This is a genomic window from Chitinophaga sancti, assembly GCF_034087045.1.
In the GTDB taxonomy this organism is placed as follows: domain Bacteria; phylum Bacteroidota; class Bacteroidia; order Chitinophagales; family Chitinophagaceae; genus Chitinophaga; species Chitinophaga sancti_B.
Window position 1 is genome coordinate 7745516 of sequence record NZ_CP139247.1, and the last position, 25824, is coordinate 7771339.

General features: G+C 45.4%; 21 protein-coding genes. 4 read left to right on the plus strand and 17 right to left on the minus strand.

Going from position 1 to position 25824, the window contains the following annotated elements; genetic code table 11:
• Positions 1 to 262: 262 nt before the first annotated feature.
• Positions 263 to 1909 (plus strand): altronate dehydratase family protein, encoded by a 1647-nt coding sequence (locus SIO70_RS31020; protein ID WP_320577462.1) that lies wholly within the window; start codon positions 263 to 265, stop codon positions 1907 to 1909.
• An 81-nt stretch (positions 1910 to 1990) separates the two neighbouring features.
• Here the strand turns inward: SIO70_RS31020 and SIO70_RS31025 are convergent, their stop codons facing one another.
• From SIO70_RS31025 to SIO70_RS31045, 5 genes are all read right to left on the minus strand, one after another.
• Positions 1991 to 3295, minus strand: a complete 1305-nt coding sequence (locus SIO70_RS31025; protein WP_320577464.1) for an MFS transporter — start codon at positions 3293 to 3295, stop codon at positions 1991 to 1993.
• 114 nt (positions 3296 to 3409) lie between these two features.
• Positions 3410 to 4069, minus strand: a complete 660-nt coding sequence (locus SIO70_RS31030) for a bifunctional 4-hydroxy-2-oxoglutarate aldolase/2-dehydro-3-deoxy-phosphogluconate aldolase (RefSeq protein ID WP_320577465.1) — start codon at positions 4067 to 4069, stop codon at positions 3410 to 3412.
• Position 4070: 1 nt separating this feature from the next.
• Complete coding sequence (locus SIO70_RS31035) at positions 4071 to 5069, minus strand: sugar kinase (RefSeq protein ID WP_320577467.1); 999 nt, start codon at positions 5067 to 5069, stop codon at positions 4071 to 4073.
• A gap of 13 nt (positions 5070 to 5082) precedes the next feature.
• A complete protein-coding gene (gene uxaC / locus SIO70_RS31040) occupies positions 5083 to 6477 on the minus strand; it encodes a glucuronate isomerase (RefSeq protein ID WP_320577470.1) in 1395 nt (464 codons plus the stop codon).
• A gap of 8 nt (positions 6478 to 6485) precedes the next feature.
• Positions 6486 to 7946 (minus strand): tagaturonate reductase, encoded by a 1461-nt coding sequence (locus SIO70_RS31045; protein ID WP_320577472.1) that lies wholly within the window; start codon positions 7944 to 7946, stop codon positions 6486 to 6488.
• A gap of 135 nt (positions 7947 to 8081) precedes the next feature.
• Here SIO70_RS31045 and mnmA point away from each other — a divergent pair, with 135 nt between their 5' ends.
• The gene (mnmA, locus tag SIO70_RS31050) at positions 8082 to 9176 is read left to right on the plus strand and encodes a tRNA 2-thiouridine(34) synthase MnmA (RefSeq protein WP_083729954.1); all 1095 of its coding nucleotides are present in this window, start codon (positions 8082 to 8084) and stop codon (positions 9174 to 9176) included.
• 39 nt (positions 9177 to 9215) lie between these two features.
• Here the strand turns inward: mnmA and SIO70_RS31055 are convergent, their stop codons facing one another.
• The 3 genes from SIO70_RS31055 to SIO70_RS31065 form a co-directional block, all read right to left on the minus strand.
• Positions 9216 to 10307: an RsmB/NOP family class I SAM-dependent RNA methyltransferase gene (locus SIO70_RS31055; protein WP_320577474.1), complete on the minus strand. Its 1092-nt coding sequence runs from the start codon at positions 10305 to 10307 to the stop codon at positions 9216 to 9218.
• An 83-nt stretch (positions 10308 to 10390) separates the two neighbouring features.
• Positions 10391 to 11947, minus strand: coding sequence for a 2-oxoglutarate dehydrogenase complex dihydrolipoyllysine-residue succinyltransferase (gene odhB / locus SIO70_RS31060; protein WP_320577476.1), 1557 nt, complete (start codon positions 11945 to 11947; stop codon positions 10391 to 10393).
• A gap of 60 nt (positions 11948 to 12007) precedes the next feature.
• The gene (locus SIO70_RS31065; protein WP_320577477.1) at positions 12008 to 14743 is read right to left on the minus strand and encodes a 2-oxoglutarate dehydrogenase E1 component; all 2736 of its coding nucleotides are present in this window, start codon (positions 14741 to 14743) and stop codon (positions 12008 to 12010) included.
• Between the two features lie 296 nt (positions 14744 to 15039).
• Between SIO70_RS31065 and rpsT the strand changes: the two genes are divergently transcribed.
• Together rpsT and SIO70_RS31075 are read left to right on the plus strand one after the other, a co-directional pair.
• Positions 15040 to 15294 carry a 30S ribosomal protein S20 gene (rpsT, locus tag SIO70_RS31070; protein ID WP_183289934.1) on the plus strand — a complete coding sequence of 85 codons (255 nt, stop codon included), beginning with the start codon at positions 15040 to 15042 and terminating at the stop codon, positions 15292 to 15294.
• 93 nt (positions 15295 to 15387) lie between these two features.
• On the plus strand, positions 15388 to 17118 hold the full coding sequence (locus SIO70_RS31075; protein ID WP_320577481.1) for a M14 family zinc carboxypeptidase: 1731 nt from the start codon (positions 15388 to 15390) through the stop codon (positions 17116 to 17118).
• Here the strand turns inward: SIO70_RS31075 and SIO70_RS31080 are convergent.
• The 9 genes from SIO70_RS31080 to SIO70_RS31120 form a co-directional block, all read right to left on the minus strand.
• The gene (locus tag SIO70_RS31080) at positions 17079 to 18119 is read right to left on the minus strand and encodes a beta-ketoacyl synthase chain length factor (protein ID WP_320577482.1); all 1041 of its coding nucleotides are present in this window, start codon (positions 18117 to 18119) and stop codon (positions 17079 to 17081) included. The genes SIO70_RS31075 and SIO70_RS31080 overlap by 40 nt on opposite strands.
• Positions 18109 to 19323, minus strand: a complete 1215-nt coding sequence (locus SIO70_RS31085) for a beta-ketoacyl-[acyl-carrier-protein] synthase family protein (protein ID WP_320577484.1) — start codon at positions 19321 to 19323, stop codon at positions 18109 to 18111. The genes SIO70_RS31080 and SIO70_RS31085 overlap by 11 nt, the downstream gene beginning before the upstream one ends.
• A gap of 6 nt (positions 19324 to 19329) precedes the next feature.
• On the minus strand, positions 19330 to 19587 hold the full coding sequence (locus tag SIO70_RS31090) for a phosphopantetheine-binding protein (protein ID WP_320577486.1): 258 nt from the start codon (positions 19585 to 19587) through the stop codon (positions 19330 to 19332).
• A 108-nt stretch (positions 19588 to 19695) separates the two neighbouring features.
• Positions 19696 to 20982, minus strand: coding sequence for an ABC transporter permease (locus SIO70_RS31095; RefSeq protein ID WP_320577488.1), 1287 nt, complete (start codon positions 20980 to 20982; stop codon positions 19696 to 19698).
• A 9-nt stretch (positions 20983 to 20991) separates the two neighbouring features.
• A complete protein-coding gene (locus SIO70_RS31100) occupies positions 20992 to 21738 on the minus strand; it encodes an ABC transporter ATP-binding protein (protein WP_320577490.1) in 747 nt (248 codons plus the stop codon).
• A gap of 8 nt (positions 21739 to 21746) precedes the next feature.
• Entirely contained in the window at positions 21747 to 22751 is a 1005-nt protein-coding gene (locus tag SIO70_RS31105; RefSeq protein ID WP_320577492.1) for a BtrH N-terminal domain-containing protein, read from the minus strand.
• Between the two features lie 15 nt (positions 22752 to 22766).
• Positions 22767 to 23168 (minus strand): hypothetical protein, encoded by a 402-nt coding sequence (locus SIO70_RS31110; protein ID WP_320577494.1) that lies wholly within the window; start codon positions 23166 to 23168, stop codon positions 22767 to 22769.
• 83 nt (positions 23169 to 23251) lie between these two features.
• Positions 23252 to 24388 carry a beta-ketoacyl-ACP synthase III gene (locus tag SIO70_RS31115; RefSeq protein WP_320577496.1) on the minus strand — a complete coding sequence of 379 codons (1137 nt, stop codon included), beginning with the start codon at positions 24386 to 24388 and terminating at the stop codon, positions 23252 to 23254.
• A gap of 349 nt (positions 24389 to 24737) precedes the next feature.
• On the minus strand, positions 24738 to 25658 hold the full coding sequence (locus SIO70_RS31120; protein WP_320577498.1) for a hypothetical protein: 921 nt from the start codon (positions 25656 to 25658) through the stop codon (positions 24738 to 24740).
• Between the last annotated feature and the right edge of the window lie 166 nt (positions 25659 to 25824).

The window sequence follows — 25824 nt, forward strand, 5'->3', positions numbered from 1 at the left end:
CACATGTTTTTTGGCTAATCCGCCTAATTCAGGGTGTTTGAAGGGTATTACCGGCTTTTTATCACATTATAAATATTTCCATTAGCGGAGGAGTCATTATCTTTGCGTTCCCTTTTCTGACAAGGATTTGGGGTGCTCTTAACCGCTAAAACCTTTTAGCCAACCTATCGAGTGTTTTACTATCATTCTAAAGTCAAAATCGCATTAATGATTAAGATTTTAGTATTAACAGGCGGTGTGGTAATTTTATACTTTAGCTTATATGAATAAGTATCTGCAAATACATCCCGGCGACAATGTACTTGTTGCTTTACAAGACCTCCAGCAAGGTACGGAAGTCGGGTTCAATGGTTCCACAATAACCTTATTAAAAGACGTTCCCGCTAAACATAAATTCATGATCGCTGATGCTAAGGAAGGCGATCCTATCACTATGTATGGAGTATTGGTTGGTAAAGCCAATGTTGCCATTGCCAAGGGTGAACTGATTACTATTACCAATGTAAAACATGACGCCAGTGCTTTCCATGAAAAAGAAGGAACTGTAAAATGGGAACAGCCTGATGTGAGTAAGTGGGCTAACCGCACCTTTATGGGTTATCCACGTAATGATGGTCAGGTAGGTACGCGCAACTACTGGCTTGTGATTCCAATGGTGTTTTGTGAGAACCGTAATGTGAGTGTGATCAGGACTGCTTTTGAAAAAGGGTTGGGTTTTGCGCCAACAGAGGTGTATAATGAACAGGTACAGGATTTAGTGTCTTTATATAAGAAGGGAGATCTGAATGGGATTAAGACCTACACGGCAGAGGTAGTAACACTGAGCAGTAAACGTCATACCGTATTTAATAATATAGATGGTATCAAGTTCCTGATGCACGAAGGTGGTTGTGGTGGTACAAGGCAGGATTCTGATGCACTGTGTGCACTGCTGGCCGGGTATATTCACCATCCGAACGTTGCAGGTGCTACTATATTGAGCCTGGGCTGTCAACATGCGCAGGTATCGATTCTGCAGGAATCATTAAAGAAACTGAATCCAGCATTTAATAAACCAGTGTTGGTGTATGAGCAGCAGAAGAGTGCTTCTGAGTTCGCCATGTTGTCAACTGCTATTAAAGATACGTTCCTGGCGTTGATTGAAGCTAATAAGGAAAGCAGGAAACCAAGTCCATTGTCTAAACTAGTGATTGGTTTGGAGTGTGGTGGTTCTGATGGGTTCTCAGGTATTTCTGCGAATCCGGCGGTGGGGCATACTTCTGATTTGCTGGTGGCGTTGGGTGGTACTTCGATCCTGTCTGAGTTTCCGGAGTTGTGTGGTGTGGAGCAGGAGTTGATCAATCGTTGTGTGGAGAAAGATGTGTCTGATAAGTTCATTCGTATTATGCGTGCGTATGAGAATCAGGCCGAGTCTGTAGGTTCTGGTTTTTATATGAATCCGTCTCCGGGAAATATTAAGGATGGGTTGATCACAGATGCGATCAAGTCAGCAGGTGCGGCGAAGAAAGGGGGGATTTCTCCGGTGATAGATGTGTTGGATTATACAGAGTATGTAAAAAAACCGGGATTGAATTTGTTGTGTACGCCGGGCAATGATGTGGAGTCTACTTCGGCAGAGGTAGGGTCGGGTGCAAATATTGTGTTGTTTACGACGGGGTTGGGTACGCCGACGGGGAACCCGATTGCACCAGTAGTGAAGTTGGCGACGAATACGAAGTTGGCGCAAAGAATGCCGGATATTATAGATATTAATACGGGAACGATCATTAGTGGAGAGGTAAGCATTGAGGAGATGGGTGAAGAGATATTGGAGTTTGTGATTAAGGCGGCAAGTGGAGAGGTACAGACGAAGGCGGAGTTGCTGCATCAGGACGATTTTATTCCATGGAAGAGAGGAGTGAGTTTGTAAAAGATTTAGATACAAAACAAAAACGCTTTTGCCTTCGGCAAAAGCGTTTTTGTTTTGGGCCGTGGGGCCTGCGGCCGACCTTTAATCAAATGATACACGCTCCATTTTGGGGGCGAAGATATGCATCATGAGCCATGCGACTAAATAGATACATCCGCATATTACGAAGAGGATGTTATAGCCGATGGTGATGTTGCCAAGAAGTTTATAATGATCTAATAAGTATCCTACAACTAAGGGAAATAAGCTCCCTCCTACTGAACCTGCCATTCCACCTAATCCAACTACAGAACTGACTGCGTATTTAGGGAACATGTCTGATGCTGTCGTAAAGATGTTTGCAGACCATGCCTGGTGTGCAGCAGCGGCGAGGGCAATGAGGCCCACTACGACCCACATATTGGTAGCGTATTGAATAAATATAACCGGTGTGACTGCGATGGCGAATATGAACATCGATGTCTTTCTTGCTTTGAATACTGGCCAGCCTTTTTTTATCAGCCATGAAGACAAATAACCACCGCCGATGCTACCAATGGTGGTAGCTGTGTATATCAGCATCAGCTGCGGATTGGGCCTGGTGAAATCAAGATGATAAGTGTCTGCAAAATAAGATGGTAACCAGAAGAGGAAGAACCACCAGATGGGATCTGTGAGCAACTTTCCAAATACGAATGCCCAGGTTTGACGGATACTTAACAGCTTTCTCCAGGATACACTTTTTGGATGAGGATCTATATCCTTTACAGGTGCTTCTACTAAATCATCACTGTGAATGTAGTCATACTCTGCCTGTGTCAGTTGTTTGTGACGTGCAGGAATTTCGTACCAGATCACCCAGAAGATGAGCCAGATAAAACCAATCACCCCTGTCCATATAAAGGCCTGTTGCCAGCCATATCTACCATTTAACCAGGGTACTACTATAGGTGCTAATACCGCACCGATATTGGCTCCTGAATTGAAGATACCGGTAGCCAGCGCCCTTTCTTTTTTAGGGAACCATTCTGCTACGGTTTTGATAGCAACAGGGAAGTTGCCAGATTCTCCAAGGCCCAGGAAAACTCTCGCCACACCGAAGCCCAGCGTTGTTTTGGCCAATGCATGTAAGATGGCGGCTACACTCCATACAACGATGGATAGTATATACCCCATCTTTGTACCTATCTTATCTACCAACCGGCCGAAGAATAATAAACCAACGGCATAGGCAGCAGAAAAGGCAGTCATGATATGGGCAAAGTCTGTTTCAGTCCAGTGAAAAGACTCAGATAATGTGGGCTTGAGCAGACCAATCACCTGACGGTCTATATAGTTGATAGTGGTCGCAAAAAACAATAACGCACAAATGCGCCAGCGATACCTACCTATAGTTGTGGAATCCATGCCTTTCATTTTGGAATTTATAAAGTGGAATTAAGATACGACACCGGCGCGAATAATGCAAACGTTTGCACAAAATAGACAGGAATTTAGTCGCTGTCTCTTTACAGGCTGGGTTTACAGGCTTTTTACGATGTCAACTACTTTGGACAATTGAGCTTTCAGGCCATCCCAATCCTGTTTTGCAATCAGGTCTTTGTTCAATAAGTTTGAACCCATGCCTACACATACCACCCCTGCATTCAGCCAGGTCTGTATACTTTCTTTGGTAGGAGCTACACCACCTGTCGGCATAAATTTCATGTCGGGGAAGAGTGGCTTGATAGCAGTGACATAATCAGGGCCTAACAGACTACCCGGGAACAGTTTTACGAAACGTGCACCTGTTTTTTCGGCGGTAGCTATTTCGGAAGGGGTCATACAACCCGGTACCCATACAATGTCAGCTTCTTTGCAGGCATCTGCAATACTTACATCAGTAATCGGACTGATGATGAAATCAGCACCTGCACCTGCAAATGCCTTTGCTTCTTCTGCATTCTTAATGGTACCAATGCCCAGGTACAGATCAGGCATTTCTACCAGTTTTTTATCACGCATGGCGGCAAAGTTGCGACGTGCATGTTCTCCCCTGTTAGTGAATTCAAATACCCTGATGCCAGCGGCATAACACGCGGTCATGACCTGAATACAAGTGGCTTCATCATCATGATAAAACACCGGGATGATCTTGCTTTTCTCAAAAGCTGAGACTATGGTAGATGCGGCTATTGCCATATTAAATCAGTTTTAGGATATCTGCTTTGTCTGTTAAATTAAAATCTCCTTTCAGGAATAGTTTAGACCATGCTGCGGCTGCGGCAAATGAAATGGTTTCCTGTGCATCCATACCACTTAAACGGGCATGAATTAATCCTGCCATGAAACTATCACCACTCCCTACTCTGTCTACCACTTCACTGGTTTCGTATTGTTTGGATACACTCAGCGTACCATTGTCATACCAGGTAGCGTAATACAGATTATGGGTAGGTGCATGCGAGAAGCGATAGGTAAATGCCACTTGTTTGCAACGGGGGAATTTCTCTGTAATTTCCAGGGCGACTTCATGTGCCTGTTGCAGGTATACTTCCCTGCTGTTGGCTTCCAGTGCTACGGTATTCAGGTTTGTATCCAACATGGTATGTGCCGCCCAGATATTGCCCATCACCAGGTCACAATATGCTACCAGTTCAGGCATTACGGCGAATGGCTGTTTACCATATTGCCATAGTCTGCTACGGTAGTTAAGATCCGTAGAGATGAATAATCCTTTGCGGGTAGCAGCTTCCAGTACTTCTTTGCAAATAATGGCGGTATCTTCATTCAGGGCGGGCGTGAGGGCACTCCAGTGGAACCATTCCGCATCACCCAGGAGGCTGTCCCAATCTACCGTTCCCGGTTGTAACTGGCTAAAGGAAGAATATTTACGGTCGTATACCACACCTGCATTTTTCAGGTCCTTCCCCTGCTCGAGGTAATAGATACCAATGCGGTCTCCACCTCTTATCATACGATCTGTAGTGACGCCTAAATGCTGTAATTGTTGTTCTACTTCATGCGCGATACCATTGTCAGGCATACGGCTGATGTATGCTACAGAGGTACCCCATTTAGCCAGGGCCGCTGCTACATTGGCTTCCGCACCTCCTATATAGAGGGCAGCATTGTGCTGTTCCCATTGCGGTGACAGGCGGAGCAATATTTCTCCAAAGGAAATGACTTTAACTGGTTTCATATAGTTCGGTTAACTAAAATCCAAAATACGATCTGGCATTATTATAACAAATATCCTGCACCATTTTTCCTAACCAGTTGATATCGCCAGGCAACTCTCCGTTTTCCACATCATCACCCAGGAGGTTGCACAAAATACGGCGAAAATATTCATGACGTGACCAGGACAGGAAACTTCTTGAATCTGTGAGCATACCTACAAAACGACTTAGCAGGCCCATATTGCTCAATGTGTTCATTTGTTTTTCCATGCCATCTTTCTGATCCAGGAACCACCAGCCAGAACCAAATTGTATTTTCCCCGGTACAGTGCCATCCTGGAAGTTGCCAGCCATGGTAGCAAACACTTCGTTATAAGAAGGATTCAGGTTGTATAGGACGGTTTTAGCTAATTTATTTTTCTTGTCAAGGCCATCCAGAAAACCAGACATCGCAATTGCTACCTGCCAGTCACCGATGGAATCAACTCCTGCATCAGCGCCAATTTGCTGTAACAATCGGCTGTTGTTATTCCGGATCGCCCCTACGTGAAATTGCTGTACCCAACCTCTTTCATGATTCCATTCACAGATCAGGTGGAGGGTACCGGTTTTGAATTGCAGGGCTTCTGCTGTGCTGATTTCTTTGCCGGCTCTCAGTTTGGCGTAGATGGTTTCGAGTTCAGAGGCAGTAAATGCCGTGTTGTAAAATGTGCTGATACCATGATCAGAGAGGCGTCCGCCGGCTTCATGAAAATAATCATGCCTGCTGCGCAATGCTTCCATAAACTGGTGATAGCTGCCTGTGGGCATATTAGCTACCATTCCCAGCTTATCCGCGTAGGCGTTGAATGCTTGTGCATCTTCTACCGCTATCGCCTTATCGGGGCGGAAAGTAGGCAATACATGAATGTCAAAACCAGATTGTCTGATCGCTTTATGATGCTCCAGGTTATCGCAAGGATCATCTGTTGTGCAGAGTGTCGTGACCTTGAAATGCTTGAGCAGGGTCTGTGTACGCCAGTGTGGAAGTTGTTCATTGCAATGATCGTACACCCATTCAGCATTGGAAGCATCCAGTAATTGCTTTACACCAAATGGGTTTTGCAACTCCATATGGGTCCAGTGGTACAATGGATTGCGCATAGTATAAGGTACGGTGGCTGCCCATTGTTTGAATTTGGTCAGGTCATCGGCATCACCGGTCACGAATTGCTCTGCAACACCGTTTGCGCGCATAGCTCTCCATTTGTAATGATCGCCTTTGAGCCAGATGGCTGTCAAACTTTCAAACTGCCGGTTGTTTGCTATTTCATCTGGTGGTAAGTGATTATGATAATCGATGATAGGCATCTCTTTTGCATAATCGTGGAATAACTGCTTAGCTGTTTCCGTTTTTAACAGGAAATCGGCATCCATAAAAGCCTTCATAACTGGAATTACTTAATTAACGCTGCTTGATTCTCCAACATTTCCTGTAAATGTCCTGCCACAGCTGTTGTGAACCCGGACAATGCTGACAGGTCAGCTTCCCACAATGTGGTATCGGCACTGATGGCTTTTACCAGTTGTGGAATATCGTTATACTGTTGCCAATAACCGGCAAAGATGGCTGCGCGGTCGTCGGTGATCTGATAATATTCTGTACCTCTTGCACCAAAGTACTGGCCATTTTCCTGCTTCGCAGGGCGAAGGAAGAGGATCATGGCGGCAAAACCCTGGCACATAGCGGGTGGTACCTTGCCCTGCTGCTCATAATACCTTACAAAAGTGCGTACGTTGCGGGCATTCATCTTACTACTCTCCTGGAAGGTAATGCTCAGTAGCTTATGTGCAATAGATGGATTGGCAAATCTGTCCAGTACATCTTCTGCAAATAATGGCGCCTGTGGGCAGGTATCTTTAATGGTAGGCAGTATTTCGTCGATGACCACTGTTCTGAAAAATGCACGCATGTAAGGGTCCTCCATACATTCATACACGGTATTCAGTCCTCTCAGGTAACCTAATGGCACTGAAGCGGTGTGACTACCATTCAGAATGCGCAATTTCTGCTCCCTGTAAGGCGTGATATCCGGGGTAATGAGCATGCGGGCATCGGCCTGGTGGAAGTTGAGGATTTTGGCGATGCCGGCATCCCCTTCGATGGCCCAGAGCAGAAAAGGTTCCGCATTGATCCAGAGTTGGTCGGTATACCCTGCAGGTGGCAATTCCTTTGGTTTGCCGGGCACGATCCTGTCTACCAGGGAATTGCAGAAGCTGTTATCGGCTGCGATCCAGGTTTGGAATTCAACTGGCATGTCATTGTAAGCAGCCAGTTTCAGGACGGTGTCCTTTAATAAGTTTCCATTGTTCACTACTAATTCGGTAGGTACGATAACAAAACCGGTATGGGGGGCGCCTTTAAAACACTGATAGCGCTCCCATAGTACGGCGAGTAACTTGCCGGGGTAAGAAACTGGGACAATGCCTTCAATCTTTTCAGGAACGTACTGAATGCCTACTTCGGTGGTATTGGAAATAATAATCTGTAATGCAGGCTGGTGGACAGTTTCTAGTACTTCGTTCCACTCTGCATTCGATTGCAAAACTCGGCTAATAGAAGCGTTTATTAGCTGTTGATCCACCAATTCCCCCTGGGCTACGCCCTTGATGTGGGTAGTGAAGAGATTGTCCTGGGAGGTAAATTCGGTAGTTTCTCCATCCGTGGATTTTACGACTACGATCCTTCCTTCGAACTGGCCGGCTTTGTTAGCTTTGTCAACGAGGTAGTCGACGAGGCCACGTAAAAGCACGCCGGTACCAAACTGGAGGATCTTCTCCGGGAAAGTAAAGTAGCGCCCGGAAACACCCAATTCCGGGTGTTGCAGCAGATATGCTTTATTTAATGTTGGTAACATGTTTAAATTTAGGGAAATCCGGGAATTTGTTTTAATTTTTTTACACACCGCAGACAGGTAATTTACAAATCGAAAAAAATCGATCTATCCGTTCCCCCTCTTTTTCTGTAATTTTGCATTCTTAAATACACAATAATGAGCAGACATGGCAAAGTGCTGGTAGCAATGAGCGGCGGTATTGATAGTACCGTTACCGCCCTGATGCTGCACGAGCAGGGTTATGAAGTGGTGGGTATCACCATGAAAACCTGGGATTACGCTTCTGCCGGCTCCAGTAAGAAAGAAACCGGGTGTTGTAACCTGGATTCTTTTAATGACGCACGGGCTGCGGCTGTACATCACGGCTTCCCCCACTTCGTCCTGGACATCCGGGAAGAATTTGGCGACTACGTTATCAACAACTTCGTCGAGGAATATATGGCTGGACGCACGCCGAACCCGTGCGTGCTGTGCAATACGCATATAAAATGGCGGGCGCTCATGAAACGGGCAGATGCGATGGATTGTGCTTTTATTGCTACGGGGCATTATGCCAAAATTCGTGAGGAGAATAATCGCTGGGTGCTGAGTAAAGGGCTGGATGAGCTGAAGGACCAGAGTTATGTGCTTTGGGGATTGGAGCAGGATGTATTGGCGCGGACTATTTTACCCTTAGGCCAATACAGGAAGACGGAGATCCGCCAGATGGCGGAAGATTTCGGGTATCCTGAACTGGCGAAAAAGGCGGAGAGCTATGAAATCTGTTTTGTACCTGATAATGACTATCGTGGGTTCCTGAAACGGAGAGTGGATGGATTGGAAGAACAGGTGAATGGTGGCAACTTTGTATTGAGTGATGGTACGATTGTAGGACACCATAAAGGGTATCCTTTTTATACGATTGGTCAGCGTAAAGGGTTGGATATTGCGCTGGGAAGGCCGATCTATGTAACGGAGATAATCCCTGAAACCAATACGGTTGTGTTGGGTGATGAGGAAGAGTTGAATAGAACGGAGACTTTGGTAGCAGGGATTAATTATATTAAGTACGATCATATTCCGGAAGGAATGGAGGCGATCACCAAGATCCGGTATAAGGATAAGGGGGCGCTGAGTAATTTGTATAATGTGGATGGAAAGGTAAAAGTGAATTTTTATGGAAATGTGAAGGGGATTGCGCCGGGGCAGTCGGCAGTGTTTTATGAAGGTGATGATGTGATTGCAGGAGGTATAATACAGCGAAGTCTATAATTTATAAAAAAGGGGGTTGCCATCAGGCACCCCCCTTTTTTATGTCAGGCGCACGGCAAACATGCTGTCAGCGCCTTTTTCATAACCGGCGATCACGCCTCCCTCCTGCTTTTTCAAGCCTGTGGTATTTTCTACATGAGCGACGACTTCTTCATTTTCCTGACGGAATACGGAGCAGGTGATATAAATTAATGATCCCCCCGGCTTCAATAGTTTCACTACGTTGCCTGCGATCGTTTGTTGTAATTGTTGGTATTCTTTGATCTGTTCCTCCCTGAAGAAAGAGAGGTTTTCTGGTGTACGTCCCCAGGTACCGGAGCCGGAACAGGGTGCATCTAAAATGATATTATCGAAGCGACGTTCCAGGGCGATAGGGGCCGTCAGGTCCATAACCATACTGGTATAATCCCTGATACCTGCTTCTTTGAAGCGCATGTGCAGATTTGAAATAATGGAAGAGCGCACATCACTTACCATGAGTTTTACCTTTGGTTCCTGATCCAATAATAAGATGGATTTTCCTCCGCTGGCCGCACAGCTATCCCACCATTGTTCTCCCGGTTTTGGATGGAAAAGATGACCTACCTGTTGAGAGGAGGCATCCTGGATTTCGTACCAGCTCTTATCGGTGACAATGGTATCGATCTTAGTGCTGTTTGGCAATGCGAGGGTGGTTGGTCCCCATTCTTCGAAGGAGATCTCAGCGCGTTGCAGCAGCTTTTTTATTGCGTCCTGTTTGCCTTTGCGGGTGCGGATAAATAAGAATGGCTGCCGCAGAAATGAACGGGAAAACCCGATAGGATCTATATCGGGAGAAAGCGCGGCTTTGAAGGGAAAGATATTATCCAACGGTATATTTAAAGGAGCCGGAATGGGGAAGTTTTCCGATTCTTCTGCCCTGCATAAATGCAAACCAATCTGGATCCTTTCCTGTACAGACATTTCCTCCTTATATAGATAACCCAACCGGTAATGAGCATACACCAGTTGTGAAATATGCCGTCTATCGCGGCTTCCCATATAAGGATGCTGCTTAAAAAAACCCTTCAGAAAATGATGCAAAGGCAATCCTCCATCATATTCCAATATTACTTTTTCAGCAGCCGCTAAATAATTCTCCCATCGGGTCATATCACATCATATAAAAAGCAAAACGCTCAATGCTCTTTAAAAGCAGCATTGAGCGTTTTGCCAAAGGCTTATAAAAAACTAAGTTAGAGTTTCAGTAATGCTTTCAGTGGATCTTTACCGAACAGCAGTTGTTCAGGATTTTCCAGCATTTCCTTGACACGTACAAGGAAGCTCACAGACTCACGACCATCGATGATACGGTGATCGTAGCTCAGCGCAATGTACATCATCGGACGGATCACTACCTGACCGTTTACTGCCATTGGGCGATCCTGGATTTTGTGCATACCCAGGATTGCAGACTGAGGAATGTTGATGATTGGTGTACTCATGAGAGAACCAAACACACCACCATTGGTGATGGTGAAGGTACCACCTGTCATTTCATCCATTGTCAGTTTGCTATCGCGTGCTTTGGTAGCCAGTTCCACTACTTTTTTCTCGATCTGCGCCATATCCAGGCTCTCTGCATTGCGGATAACCGGTACAACCAGCCCCTTAGGTGCAGACACTGCGATAGATACATCACAGTATTCGTGGTACACTAATTCTTCCCCATCGATGTAAGCATTTACAGCAGGGAATTCTTTCAGTGCAAAGCAACAAGCTTTGGTGAAGAAGCTCATAAAGCCCAGGTTCACCTCATGTTGTTTCTTAAACACTTCTTTGTATTTAGCGCGCAGCTCCATGATGTTAGTCATGTCCACTTCGTTGAAAGTGGTGAGCATGGCAGTAGTATTCTTAGCTTCTACCAGGCGGCGGGAAACTGTCTTACGCAGGTTGCTCATCTTTTCACGACGTTCGCCGCGGGTGAACATTTCCTGATCCAGTGCTACGCCTGGGTTCTGTAATGCAGCCAGTACATCCCCTTTCTTGATCTTGCCATGAGCGCCGGTACCTTTGATGGTAGCCGGATCTACATGTGAGTCAGCGATAACAGCAGCAGCTACAGGTGTAGTTTTCACATCGTTAGGAATAGCTGTGACAGGTGCATTCTGTACCTGTGGTGCAGCTTGTGGCGCTGGTGTAGCAGCTGGTTGTGCTTTTCCTGCAGGACGGCCTACACTGGTATCGATCTTAGCAATTGGATCGCCTACTTTCAGTACATCGCCTTCCTTACCCAGGGTGATCAGCGCACCTGCTTCTTCTGCATTCAGTTCGAAAGTAGCTTTCTCTGATTCCAGTTCGCAGATCACTTCATCACGCTCAACGTATTCACCTTCTTTCTTTATCCATTTGATCAAAGTAACCTCACTGATAGATTCTCCCACAGTTGGCACCTTCATCTCAATCGTTCCTTTATTTACAGCCGGAGCAGCAGGTGCAGCTTCCGTTACAGGTGCCGCAGGGGCTTCAGGAGCCGGCGCTGCCGCAGCAGCTGGTGCAGTTGCCGCAGGGGCAGCCGCATCTGTATCAATTGTACAGGCCACATCTCCAATTTTCAATGTAGCACCTTCAGGAGCAGCTATCTTCAGGATACCTGCCTTCTCTGCGTTTAATTCAAAGGTGGCTTTTTCTGATTCCATTTCACAGATCACCTCATCCTGTTGCACATAATCACCGTCTTTCTTCAACCACTTTGCAATTGTTACCTCGCTAATAGATTCTCCTACCGTAGGAACTTTGATTTCGATAGCCATATTTCTAATTTCTGTGTGCGATTTGTATAAAGTGAATTTCTTCACTTGTTCTAAACTTCCCTATATGTTAAATGCTGTTTCAATGATCTCGAGCTGTTCGCGTGCATGCACCTTAGCATAACCAGTAGCAGTAGCAGCGCTTGGGTTGCGACTGATTACGCCATAGTTGATCTGCTTCAGGTTCATTTGCAGGTAAGAAGCAGCACCCATGTTCAGGGGCTCTTCCTGTACCCAGAACCAGGTGGCAGCTTTATACTTCTGGTTCAGCGCTTCCAGCTGCACTGCCGGCAGCGGATACAATTGTTCCAGGCGTACGATCGCTACATCCTTACGGTTATCCTTCGCCTGCTTTTCAGCCAGTTCGAAATAGATCTTACCGGTACACAGCAATACTTTCTTCACTTTTGATGCATCGTCTACAAATTCATCGTCCAGTACTTCTTTAAATCCACCTTCAGTGAATGCGGAGATTGGGGAGTAAGAACCTACGTGCCTTAAATTCGCTTTTGGTGAGAAGTTCACCAGTGGCTTACGGAACTGCCAGGTCAGCTGACGGCGCAGCGCATGGAAGAAGTTCGCAGCAGTAGTAATATTTGTAACGATGATGTTGTATTCAGCACATGACTGCAGGAAACGCTCAGGACGTGCATTGGAGTGGTCTGGTCCACCACCTTCATAACCATGAGGCAGCAACATAACCATACCATTCTGGTTTGTCCACTTTTGCTCTGCACTGGTAATATACTGGTCGATCACTGTCTGCGCACCGTTGGCGAAGTCACCATATTGTGCTTCCCAGATCACCAGTGAATTTGGATTGGCCATTGCATAGCCATATTCAAATCCCAGTACAGCAAATTCACTCAGCAGGGAGTTATAGATACGGAATGAACCTTGTTTGTCCTGTAAAGAACCCAGACGGCTGTAAGTAGCGTTGGTATTTTCATCGGTCAGGATGGCGTGACGGTGAGAGAATGTACCTCTCTTCACGTCTTCACCGCTCATACGGATATCTCTACCTTCGCTCAGCAGGGAGGCGTAAGCCAGCAATTCGCCGGTAGCCCAGTCTACTTTACCTTCTGTTTCATACAGTTTGATCTTATCCTGCAGCAGTTTTTCTACTTTACGCAGTGGCACAAATTCCTTTGGCCATGTCATGAGGCGGCCGATCAGCCTTCTCACGTCCTCTTCTTTTACTGCTGTAACCGGAGAAGCATCGAAATCTTCCGGCCTGGATTTGCGGAGTTCCTGCCACCATTGTTCAGGTTTCTGGTAAGTATAAGGCAGCGGGTTCTGTCTTACCTCGTCCAGGCGTTCCTGCAATTGTGCCCAGAAGCCTTTTTCCATTTCCTTCGCCAGGTCCTGTACTTCAGTTTCTCCATTTTGCAGGAGGTACTGGGTGTACACTTCGCGAGGGTTAGGGTGCTTATCGATCAGTGCATACAGGCTTGGCTGGGTAAACTTAGGCTCATCACCTTCGTTATGGCCATGCCTGCGGTAGCACAGCAGGTCAATGAAAATATCGGAGTTGAACTCCTGACGGTAGCGGGCTGCAATTTCTGATACCTTTACTACAGCTTCCGCATCGTCGCCATTCACATGGAATACAGGCGCCTGAACAGTAGAAGCGATAGAAGTACAATAGTCAGAAGAGCGGGCATCGTCGAAGTCGGTAGTGAAACCAATCTGGTTGTTGATCACCAGGTGCATGGTACCACCGGTATAATACCCTTTCAGGTTGCTCATCTGTATGAGCTCATATATAACACCCTGACCAGCTACCGCAGCATCACCATGGATGAGGATAGGCAGGATCTTGTCATAATCACTATTATAAATTACGTCGGCCTTACTACGGGCGAAACCTGTTACCAGCGGATCTACCACTTCCAGGTGGGAAGGGTTAGGGAGCAACTGGAGGTTTACTTTTTCACCGCCCGGGGTGTCAACGATAGAGCGGAAGCCCAGGTGGTACTTCACGTCACCGCTACCCATGGTGAGGTCTGGTACGGCATGCCCTTCAAATTCGTTGAAGATCTGCTCATATGTTTTACCTAAGATATTGGCCAGTACGTTCAGACGGCCTCTGTGTGCCATACCGATCACTGCTTCCTGAACGCCTTCGCCGGCAGCAGTATTGATGATGGCATCCAGTGCAGGAATGGTGTTTTCACCACCTTCCAGACCAAAACGCTTCTGACCTATATATTTTGTGTGAAGGAATTTTTCGAAGATAACGCCCTGGTTCAGCTTGTGAAGAATGCGCTTGCGCTGTTCCAGCGTGAGCGTTCTTTGCAGGGTGGTCTCCATTTCGCGCTGCAGCCACTCAATTTTTTTTGCATCATTCACATAAGCATATTCCAGACCTACTGCGGAAGTATAGACCTGTTTTAACCGGCTGACAATATTTTCAAGGCTGGTTTTTCCTAAACCCAGTTCCTGACCGATGTAGAATTCAGTCTTTAGATCGGCATCGGAGAGTCCGAAGAAAGAGATGTCTAAGTTGGCCTGACGATCTTTACGTTCCCGGATTGGATTAGTTTTCGAGATAAGGTGACCTTTTTTGCGATAGGCCTGTATCAGCCTGTAAACGTTCAGCTCTTTTGTTAACTGATCACTGCTAACCGGTGCTCCCGCACCTGGCGCCTTGCCATTTACATTGTTTACCGCGAAGTCAAACCCCTCAAAAAACTTGCCCCATTCCGGGTCAACAGCACCAGGGTCTTTTCGGTAATCCTGGTATAATGATTCAATGTAGGCAGGATGTGAGTTGGTAACAAATGAGAAGTCCTTCATTTACAACGAGTTTTGCTAAAGCTTCGATTCAAATTGCTATTCTGTTGAATGCACCCATATATAATATATGGGTTTGCAAATATCGTTCTTCTTTTGTGAAAAAAAATGGAAAAATGATATACGTAAGAATGAATAATGAAGATCCGGGTTAGCAGCGGCAAAGGGGCCTACTTCCGGCGCTTTTGGAATGGTGTAATCAACTCGTTTAGAAGAAAAAAAACTCATTAGGAGTGTTTTTATTTTGTTTGTAAAAAAGTAATCCCTACCTTTGCAGTCCGAAACTTGAAATTAGAAAAATGGCAAACCATAAAGCAACGAAAAAAGACGTTCGTCAAAGCAAAGCGAGAAATGAGCGTAACCGTTACTACGGTAAAACTACCCGTAACGCGATCCGTGATCTGAAGAAATTGACTGAGAAGGCTGCTGCTGGCGAAAAACTGTCTGACGTGATCTCTATGATCGACAAGTTGGCTAAACGCAATATTATCCACAAAAATAAAGCAGCCAACCTGAAGAGCAAACTTTCTAAGAAAGTGAACACACTGGCTTAAGCTCTTTCAGATTAAAATATTGATGAACAGCTCTTCCTGTAAAACAGGAAGGGCTGTTTGTTTTTCATTATAGTCAACCAAAGTCGTCCTTTTATGAGAATAATCCTTGCCCTGCTGGCCATCTTTTGGGCTTCCACTTTGTATGCCCAGGATTTTACCACCCGATTTGAACTTACCCAGGGAAAAGAAACTGCTACTTATGAGGAAGTGATCGCCTTTTATAAGAAACTAGATCAGCGCTATTCACAGATCAGTATGCTGGAGATCGGGAATACGGATGCCGGTTTTCCCCTCCATTTGGTGATCTATTCACCTGACGGAGATTTCAATTTCCCCGGTCTGCACCGGAAAAACAAGCGTATTATATTGATTAATAACGGAATACACCCCGGAGAACCGGACGGTGTGGATGCCAGTATGATGCTGTTGAGAGATCTGGCGCAGGGAAAAAAGAAACTGCCGGCTAATGTAGTGCTGGCTGTAATTCCGCTTTATAATATTGGCGGCGCACTGAACCGCAGTGAATATTTCAGGGTAGACCAGAATGGACCAGCTGCTTTTGGCTCAAGAGGAAATGCCAGGAACCTGGATCTGAACAGGGATTTTATTAAAACTGATTCAAGGAACAGCTTTACTTTTCAAACTATTTATCAGCTGACTGATCCGGATGTGTTTATTGATAATCACGTGAGCAACGGGGCCGATTACCAACATGTGATGACCTTGCTGAGTACAGAATATAACAAACTGGGCGGTGTCATGGGCGAGTTTCTGCACAATAAGTTTGAACCGGGTTTGTATAAACTGATGAAGGAAAAGGGATATGACCTGGTGCCTTATGTAAATCATTTTGGAGAAACACCCGAAAATGGATGGATGACTTTTGCGGATGTACCCCGTTTTTCCAGTGGATATACTACTTTGTTCTCCACATTTGGGTTTGTGCCAGAGACGCATATGCTCAAGCCTTATCCACAAAGGGTAGCTGCGACTTATGCTTTGATGGAGTCATTTATCAGTTTTGTAAGTGTGCATAGTGAGGAGATAAAAGCATTAAGAGAAAAAACAAAGGAGTCAGTAAAAACACAAAAAGAGTTTGCACTGGAATGGAATGTGGATACCACCCGGTTTTCTTATATCAATTTCAAGGGGTATGAGGCTGGACATCAACCAAGTGAAATTTCAGGTTTGCCAAGGCTGTATTATGATCGTTCTAAGCCTTTTGAAAAAAAGGTGAAATTCTATAATTACGTTACTGCAGATAATTTTGTACAGAAACCAGCGGCTTATATTATACCACAGGGCTGGTGGAATGTGTTGAATATTCTGAAGAACAATAAGGTGATCATGCGCACGCTTGCACATGATACGACGATTGCTGTGGAAGTATATCATATTGCTGATTTCAAAACCGCGTTACGACCTTTTGAAGGACACTATATGCACAATCATGTAAAAGTAACCACATCACATGATAGCATTCATTTCAGAAAAGGGGATTATTATATTCCCATGAACCAGTCAGCTAACCGTTACCTGATCGAAACTTTAGAACCTACAGGTAGTGATTCTTTCTTTGCATGGAATTTCTTTGATGCGATCCTCACACCAAAAGAAGGTTATTCTCCTTATGTGTTTGAAGATACGGCAGCAGCGTATGTAAGCAGGCATCCGGAATTGCGGAAACTAATTGATGAGAAGAAAAAAGCAGACAGCACATTTGCCAACAGTGCAGATGCGCAATTACATTTTGTATATGAACATTCGATTTATGGAGAACCGGGTTATTTGAGATATCCGGTATTCAGGGTTAGCAGCATGTAGACGTGTTGCTCTCCAAAAAAGTGATTGTAAATAAGAATATTCTTATAAGGTCCGGTCGGTACCTGCACCATGGGAAACCAATGTGCTGGTATTTGCTGGGCCTTTAATATTTGAGCACCCAACCAGAGTGCAAATGCGCCAGCAGTATCGTATTCACCACAGAGATGTTTGAATGGCAACTCTTTTGGCAGCCCATTGTAATAATGATCGAAGTTGCTGTCTCCATTACGACCGCTGATAACGAGATCGATGTCTTCGAGACTTAGGTTGTGAGAGGATAAAAACTTTTGTAGGTAAGATTCCTTTGGTTTATATACCATCTTCAGTCCTGCTAACTGTGCATAACCGGGTGTATCGGACAATACAAAGAATGCAGCTCCTTCTCCTGATATCGTACCCGGTGTAGGATGACTGTACAATTCATCGCTGGAGATCTTTTCTTTCTTCCAGCATCCGATCCTGCTTTTGATGTAAAAATGCTCCGCCGTAATTTCTTCAAATGCACCGATCAGTACATTCTTATTACCTTCTGATATTAACAACATCCCATCCAGCAGTGCATTTTCAAATGAAAAACCACGATGTACAAATGTGTTATTGTACTGTGTACATTTCTGTTGTAATGCAATCAACCCATTTACCGCATTGTAGGTAGATTGAATGAATGGCGTTGCATTCAATGCCGTTTCTTTGTATTCCCTGATCTCTTTCAGGAAACGTTCTGTATCAGACAAACTTCCTTTTCCCGTACCTGTCACAATCGCACCGGGTACTGCGATCCCCGCGTTCTGCATACATTGCAGCGCTGCAGTCAATCCTACTTTCAATATACGCGTCATGCGGCGTATACTATTCGGTGGCATGAAATTACGATAGTCAGGTTCCACACATGCAAATACATTCTCCTGCACTGTAACCAGGGGTTGAGAAAATATATCCTCTCCAAAAGAGTGTTGCGGCGAAATAGCCGACATGCCTTGTATGTAGTATTTATCCTTCATATTTGCTGATCAGCAGTGAAGCATTGTTGCCTCCAAAACCGAATGAGTTAGAAATAACGTTGGATACCGGTACTCCTTCTTTCAACTGAGTTTCCGGTGTAATATTTAATTCCTCCATTTTCTCTGAAAAATGAAGGTTGGGAAAAATTATAGATTGTTGAATGGCCAATACCGCGTAGATCGCTTCGATACCGCCAGCTGCGGCCAGCGTGTGTCCTGTAAAGGGTTTCGTACTACTGAACGGGGGTACTTTATCACCAAACAATCTTTGTAATGCGTGGCCTTCAGCGAGGTCGTTGCTCAGGGTAGCGGTACCATGTACGTTTACGTATTGAACATTGTCCGGTGCTACACCACCCATAGCCAAGGCCTGTTGCATAGCTGCAAATGCACCATCTCCTTCTGGTGAAGGCGCTGTAGGATGGAATGCTTCGTTGGTATTTGCATACCCTTTCAGTTCTGCTTTAACACGGGCATGGCGCTCTTTGACCAGTGATTCACTTTCGAGTACTAAATATGCAGCTCCTTCACCCAGGTTCAGCCCATTTCGCTGCTGATCGAAAGGACGGCAATGTTGCTTATCAATATTCTTGAGTGAGTTGAAACCATTCAGGGTAAAGCGGGTCAGGGCTTCCGTACCACCACATATCACGCGGCGTACCAGTCCTGCTTTGATGAGGCGTGCACCAAACATCAGTGCATTGGCAGAGGAAGAACATGCAGTACTGATGGTAGCGATGTATTCACTGATACCCACTGTATCTGCTATGCGCTGGGTACAATCTGCACAATCCAGCGTATCAATATACTGTAAAAAATCTCCTTCTTTCTCAGGGTTGATCACATCGAAATATACTTTCTCTGTGTCGCACATCCCTCCTACGGTCGATGCATTGATAAAACCAGATGGTTCATCACTGGCATCTGCAATACGGGCATCTGCCAGTGCTTCGCGCATAGCGATCAGGCCCAGCAGGGTAGTACGGGTATACCCGTCCTTACCTGCCACACCTGCCATTTGCTGCAAGGCCGCAGTTGAATGTCTGACCTCTGCTGCTGGCAGGATATCCTTGTAGATAGTGTCTATATGTTGTGTAAAACCAACACCACTCTGCTGCATGCGCAGGCTTTTCAAATTGCCCGCTACATCATCACCAATGGCCGTCACCATTCCAAGGCCCGTTATCAATACACGTTCCGCCATACCAGCTTACGCAGGTTGTTTGGATTGAATGAATTCAGCCATAGATTGTACAGACTGCAGGATCTTTCTGCCTTCGCGGGGATCTTCCACCTTGATGTGATAATGTCTTTCCAGCAATACCATCAGTTCCAGTGAATCAATACTGTCCAGTCCTAAACCATCTCCGAACAATGGTGCATTGTCATCAATATCTTCAGGACGGGTATCCTGCAGGTTCAGCACCTCAATAATCTGTACTTTCAATTTCTGTTTTAAATCTTCCATAGTAGTCGTAGGTTTATACTCTCTTATTTTATTTGGAAAGCTAAGCCTCTAAAGCAATTTTGTTGCCAAGTGGCCGTAAAAATACTGTTTTACATTTAATAATCCCCATCAGCTCATCCTTCTTTGCTCCACACCTGCTGCTATACACAGCATGAGTACGGCGCAGGCGATCAGTTTTCCGACATGTAACCAGATGTGTTGTACTCCCCGGTTACGGAGGTAGATATCATTGATGGCATCCAATCCCCAACTGAGGGGAGATAAATGCCCGATTAGCTGCATTTTTGCCGGCATGATTTCAAGTGGTATCCAGATGCCGCCTATCGCCGATAAGATGACTATTGAAATCGCTCCGAAATTCAGTGCCTGGTTAGGCGTTTTAAACACGGTACCAACCAGTATACCATATGCTGTAGCGGCCAAACCGATGCTCACTGCTATGACGAAGGTAGCCAGGTAACTATTGCCCATCATCAGTTTTGGTAACCCAAATAATGGCAGCAAATAAATACCTACCATCATCATCAGGTAAAACTGCACTACTGTTACTGCCATAAAGAACAACAGTTTACCCCCAAGGATATCCAGGAAAGATCCGGGTATCAATCGTACACGTACCAGGCTTCCTTCTTCCCGCTCACGTATCATATGCCCTCCTATTGGGATAGCGATAAAGAACATAGCGAAAATACTCCATGCAGGTACATTGTGCTGTACCGAATTCGAGATCACATCCAGTTGTTGCGAAGGCCCTGTGAGCTGTTCTTTCAGCCCTACTGCCTTCAACTGGATCACCATGGAATCCTGCTGTGCGATATCTTTATTTTTCAATTGTTGTTTGATCCTTTCCAACAACAGATCTGTTTCTACCTGTGTCAGGAAATTATCGAGCGCCTGATGAATTGCACTCTTGAAAGCCTTCTTGGAAGCAGGATCAAAATACACCAATACATTTAGTGAATCTTTGCGCAGGCTCACCGGCAATATTGCAGGTACGCCCATTCTTTTGGACAGGTCATTTACGATGCGATTCGCATTGCTCACGATGGCGCCTGTAGATCCCTGTGGTATAATGATGCAAATTTTGTAATCACCTGCATTCACCATTTCCAGTGCCTGTGCTTCCTGTACGGGTTGTCCTTTCAGTGTATCGATAATATTGAACTGACCGGTATATTCCAATCCATCCCTGATATATTTACCTAAGCGACCATGATCGTTGTCTACAGTCAGTACGTCAAACTTCAGTTCCTGGTAGTCTCTGAATGGTGCATCTTCTATCAAAGCCATTACCGTAATGAGCACGACAGGCATGGCAAATAGCAGGGCCAACCCTGTTCTGTCACGCAGCAGCAACAGCCATTCTTTCTTTATGGTAGCTAATAGCCTTAACATCAAATTTTATTAATCTCTTACCGCATGACCGGTATAATGTAAAAAAACATCTTCCAGGTGCCCGCAGTCCGAATGTTGTGCAATCAGGTGTGCCGGCGTTCCCTGTACAATCAGTCTGCCTTCGTCAATGATCGCCACTTCCTGGCAAATGGTCTGTGCTTCATCGAGCAGGTGCGAAGTATATACTATGCTTGCACCCTGTGCATTGAATTCGCGCAGGAATTGCAGGATCATACTTCTCGACTGTACATCCACACCCGCAGTCGGTTCATCGAGTATCAGCAGTTGTGGCTGATGCAGGATAGATGCGATTATGTTGGCGCGTCTTTTCATACCACCTGAATAGCGGTGTACGGCTTTGTTTCCGTTCTGTTCGAGGCCGAAGATCTGGAGGTATTCGTCGATACGGTTGCGCAGTGGTTTTCCTTTCAATCCATACAGGTTCCCGAAGTATTCCAGGTTTTCAATAGCTGTCAGTTGGGGAAACAAGGCAATCTGCTGTGGTACGATACCGATTAATTTCTTTATCTCTTCTCTGTGTGCAGCGGTCTGGGGCAGGTCGAAGATCTTTACCATTCCGTTGTCAGCACTTACCAGTCCGCATAAAATAGAGATGGTTGTTGTTTTACCAGCACCGTTAGGGCCTAAGAGTCCGGTGATCATACCTTTTTCAAAGCTGAATGATAACCCTTTCAATGATGGTTCCAACGCACCTTTATAGGTTTTATGCAGATCCTGTACAAGTATGCTGGTCATAATTTCAATTAAAGTTTCAAGGCTGCCAGTTTTCTGAAGAACACTTCTTCCGAGGCCGCGCATTGCATCATCAGGTCACTCAGTTCAGCATAACCATTTCCGTTGGTCGTTCTGCTTTTACACACTCTGCCGGCAGTGAAGGCAAAGTTTCTCCAGATGTCGCCAACAGCTGTCAGTTCCTGGGCCATCTGGCTCAGGTCATCTCTTTTCAGGATGCCTGCAGCTTCCTGTAAGAATGCGGCATACATAAAACGGAAGCCGGCCCCACCGGTACCGATTTCTTCCTGCATGCGGATGATGTTTCCCAGGTAGAGCGTGGCTCTTCTTTCGCCCACTTTCTCCGGATAGTTACGTAGTCTTTTTGCCAGGAAGCGAATACCTTTTACACCAAACCAGGGTAAAGGAATATTGAGCATATCGCTACAGGTTTGTTTGATACCTGCTTTGACAGGTGCTGCAAAGTTGACTTCTCTGGGTACTACCACGGGGTAATACATTTTCCCTTTGGGTGCCGGAAATCCTTTAGCAAAGCGGGCTTCCGCCAGGCTTACCGGATCTATTTCTGTGACGTGTTCCATGATTGGATCGCTGACGAGATAGTTCCCGTCTTTCTTTCCATAGATCACGAGGTTATGTGCATTGAAGTGAAAACGGTAGGAAGGAGGAAAGTAAGGCAGGTAATATACACTGCTCTGCAGGCCTACAGGCATGCCTCTCTCCAATACTTTGTCCAGTTCAGCCGTTGCTTTTTCCACGCTGGAAAAAGTATGTGATTCCATTTTCACACCCAGTCTTTTGCACACTCTGCTGAAGATGGCGCCGGGTACTACGCGATAGGTGGTACCAGGTACACCGTTTACCTTCACGAAAGGCAGGTGTCCGAAAAAGAGGCCGGCACCGATGCCCAGTGCCATTGGTTCGCTGATCTCAAGACCATAGAAACGGAAAATATTTGAAATCACCCCACACTCACAATGTGCTGTTTGCACGTGGTTGAACTGAATATCGCTCATATTGATTGGTATAAATTACTGCCCGGCCTTTTTTAGTTCATCAAGACTTATTTTGAAAGCAGCAGCGTATTTTCTTAAAGTATCGTCGTTCAGTTTCCTGAATACAGAAGGTTTCAGGTGACGTTTCACCTGCCATTGGAACTTATTCACATAACTTGCCAGGAGGGGCAGATCCATGATGGTCTTTTCCATGTAGTACAAAATAGGGCTGACTTCACCCGCCTGCATGGCCCTGTGGGCTTCTGCTATCTTTGCATTCACTTCTTCCCATGCCTGTTGCATGGCAATGTTTTCGGGTTCCCAGCCAACACTGGTTACGGGTACATATGCGCCTGCATCATCTGTTGCGTAAAAAAGCTGTTTGAATTTCCCGTCATGCATGTTATTGCCATCTTGTGGAACTTCTTCTTTTTTCATTTGACAGGTGTTTGATTATGGAAAAAAATCGCTTCAGCCGCGGGCGGAAGCGATTTTTTCAATGGCTTTTATGAAAATGAAAATTATACAACTGTCAGGTGCGCATACGCATAAGAGAAACGCGCACTTTCAGGAACCATCATCACGATGGTCTGTCCTTTCTTCAGCATGCCGGTATTCATCAGTTCTTCAAGCATGAAGTAAGGAGAAGCTGTACCTACGTTTCCTACTTTCACCAGGTTGGTAAACCATTTTTCCTGAGGAATAGGTACACCCAGACGTGTAATTTCTTCATCTATTTTAAAGCGGAAGAATTCAGAAGACAGGTGAGGCAGGAAGTAATCCAGCTTATCCAGGTCTAAATTGTATTTTTCCACCAGTTCTTTCCACATCTGTGCACCGGATGGTACGATGTTTTTGCCCAGCAGGCGGGTATCCTGTTTGAAGGAGAACACGCTATCCTGTGCCCATTCTTCCGGCGTCATATCGATCCAGCCTTTGGTAGTACCGTCTTCGTTTTTAACAGCACCTGCATACATACAGGTTTCCAGTTCATTAGCATAAGAAGCGATCTCCACCCAGTCTACGCGCAGGGAGAGGCCGGTTTCATTCGGTTTGTCCTGGAACAGGGCTGCACTGGCGCCATCGGAGAGCATCCAGCGGAGGAAGTCCTTTTCAAAGGCGATGATCGGGTTATTATCTATCAATTTCACACGGTCAGTTTCCGGTTCGAATTTCTCTGACAGCATCCAGCTGGAGAATTTTTCGGAACCAGTGCTCACAGCGTTTGCAGAGTTGCCACATTTAATGGACATCCAGGCATATTTAAAAGCCTGCATACCGGCTGCACAAGCGCCAGTAGCAGCGATCAGTTCTACCGGCTGACATTTGAGCAGACCATGAACCATGGCAGCATGGTTTGGCAACAGCTGATCAGGCGAGGTAGTACCACAGGCCAGCACCTGCATTTTATTGATCGGAAATTTATCATCAAAAAGACCCTTTACTGCTTCGGCCGTCATTTCAGCATTGGAATGGGTAGATTTACCATCCTTATCCAGCGAATAATAACGGGTTTTGATCTTGTTATTTCCAAGAACTCTCAGTCTGGCACGGGAAGGTTTCCCATCAACCAGTCCTAGAATGTTTTCCATTTCATCATTCCCAACAGGCTCATTCGGCAGAAATTTAGAGAGCCTTGTAATATAAACTTCGTTCATTTGAAATATGGTTCCTGTTTTTTGTTATAAGTTGATGCCCTTCCGTCTGCGACGGCTGGTATTGTGTACCTCCTGGCTTACAGTCATTGCTCTTTTTCTTGTCCCATTTTTCATTCGCATCACATTCACATTTATACTCAAAGACAGATAAAAGCGCCCGTAAATATAGAATATAAAATGCTATGGTATTGTTTAGCCCTGATTGAAAATAGCATCTGTTGCTGGCAGAAGACTTTCCGGGGAGGGCCTGTGGCCGGCTTTAATGAACCGCCTTCATGCTTCCATTTAAAACAAGCACAATAACAATGCCTTTTATTTTGATTATATGATATTTAGCTATTATTTTACCTTAACTAAGGTGAATGCCTTTATAATACTCCACCCTTTCGGCCAGTTCCTTTTTCTTAAATGTCAGCTTGAATAATGATGAAATCTTGGCGATAGGCGACAATACGAATATTCCTATTAACAATAAGCCCCTGTACATGCTCACTCTACCCTGGCGTTCAGGGGCACCGGGGCCACCTTTGGCACTGATAAATTTGGACCAGTAGCGGAAAGCCCGGATACCTCTGTCTTCCAACAGGATGAGTGGAGCTAATAATTCCACAGCTTTCAGTTCGATCAGTTCGGGTTGGAGGGCATCCCAGGAACGGGTAGTCAATACTTTACGGATTGGGTTGGCGAATCTTACTGATTCCACAATGTCTACTTCCTGTACCCCGGCTGGTGGCAGTAAGGAGGTTGCTTCCTTTTTACCTTTGAACTGCCAGCGCAGTACAGTGATCAGGGCTATCAGATTCGGAGATTTGTCTACCAGTACTATATTTCCTACCAGGTGCGCTCCCGCAGCCTGTAAATATCCTTTTACAGTTTCCTGAGCACTCAGCCACATGTTACGGCAACCCATGAGGGTAATAACCGGTTTGCCATTCAGCAGGCTTTTTCCCTGCTCACTTTGCAGGAAAGCCGCTGTGGGTTGGGATGGAGACAGGAACCAGGGTTGATAAGCCAGTACGACCAGGTCAAAATGCGCATTTGGATCCACATTCAGTGCCTGTATTGCTCTGGGTTTACCTAATACAGTTTCAGGCATTGTATCATAGAAGGTTTGTTTCTCCCAGGGGAATACAAATGGCTGCACAGGTTTCAATTCTTCGTATACTATATCTGCCATATCCTGCAATGGGCCAATTACAGTATCTACTATCCGCTTTAGTTGTCCGGTCTGTGTATAATATATTACCAGGATCTTAGGTCTTTCGTTCATATTCAGGAATAGGAGTTAGAACAATTGAAATCGTAAACTTACGAAAAACAACCGTAGAGTAAAGATATATTTTTATTATATGATACGAAAGCAGGAAAGAGAGTGGGAGAAAATTGTGCCTTAGCCAGGTACTGCCATAACCTCTGCATATTTGTTTACAGCAGTA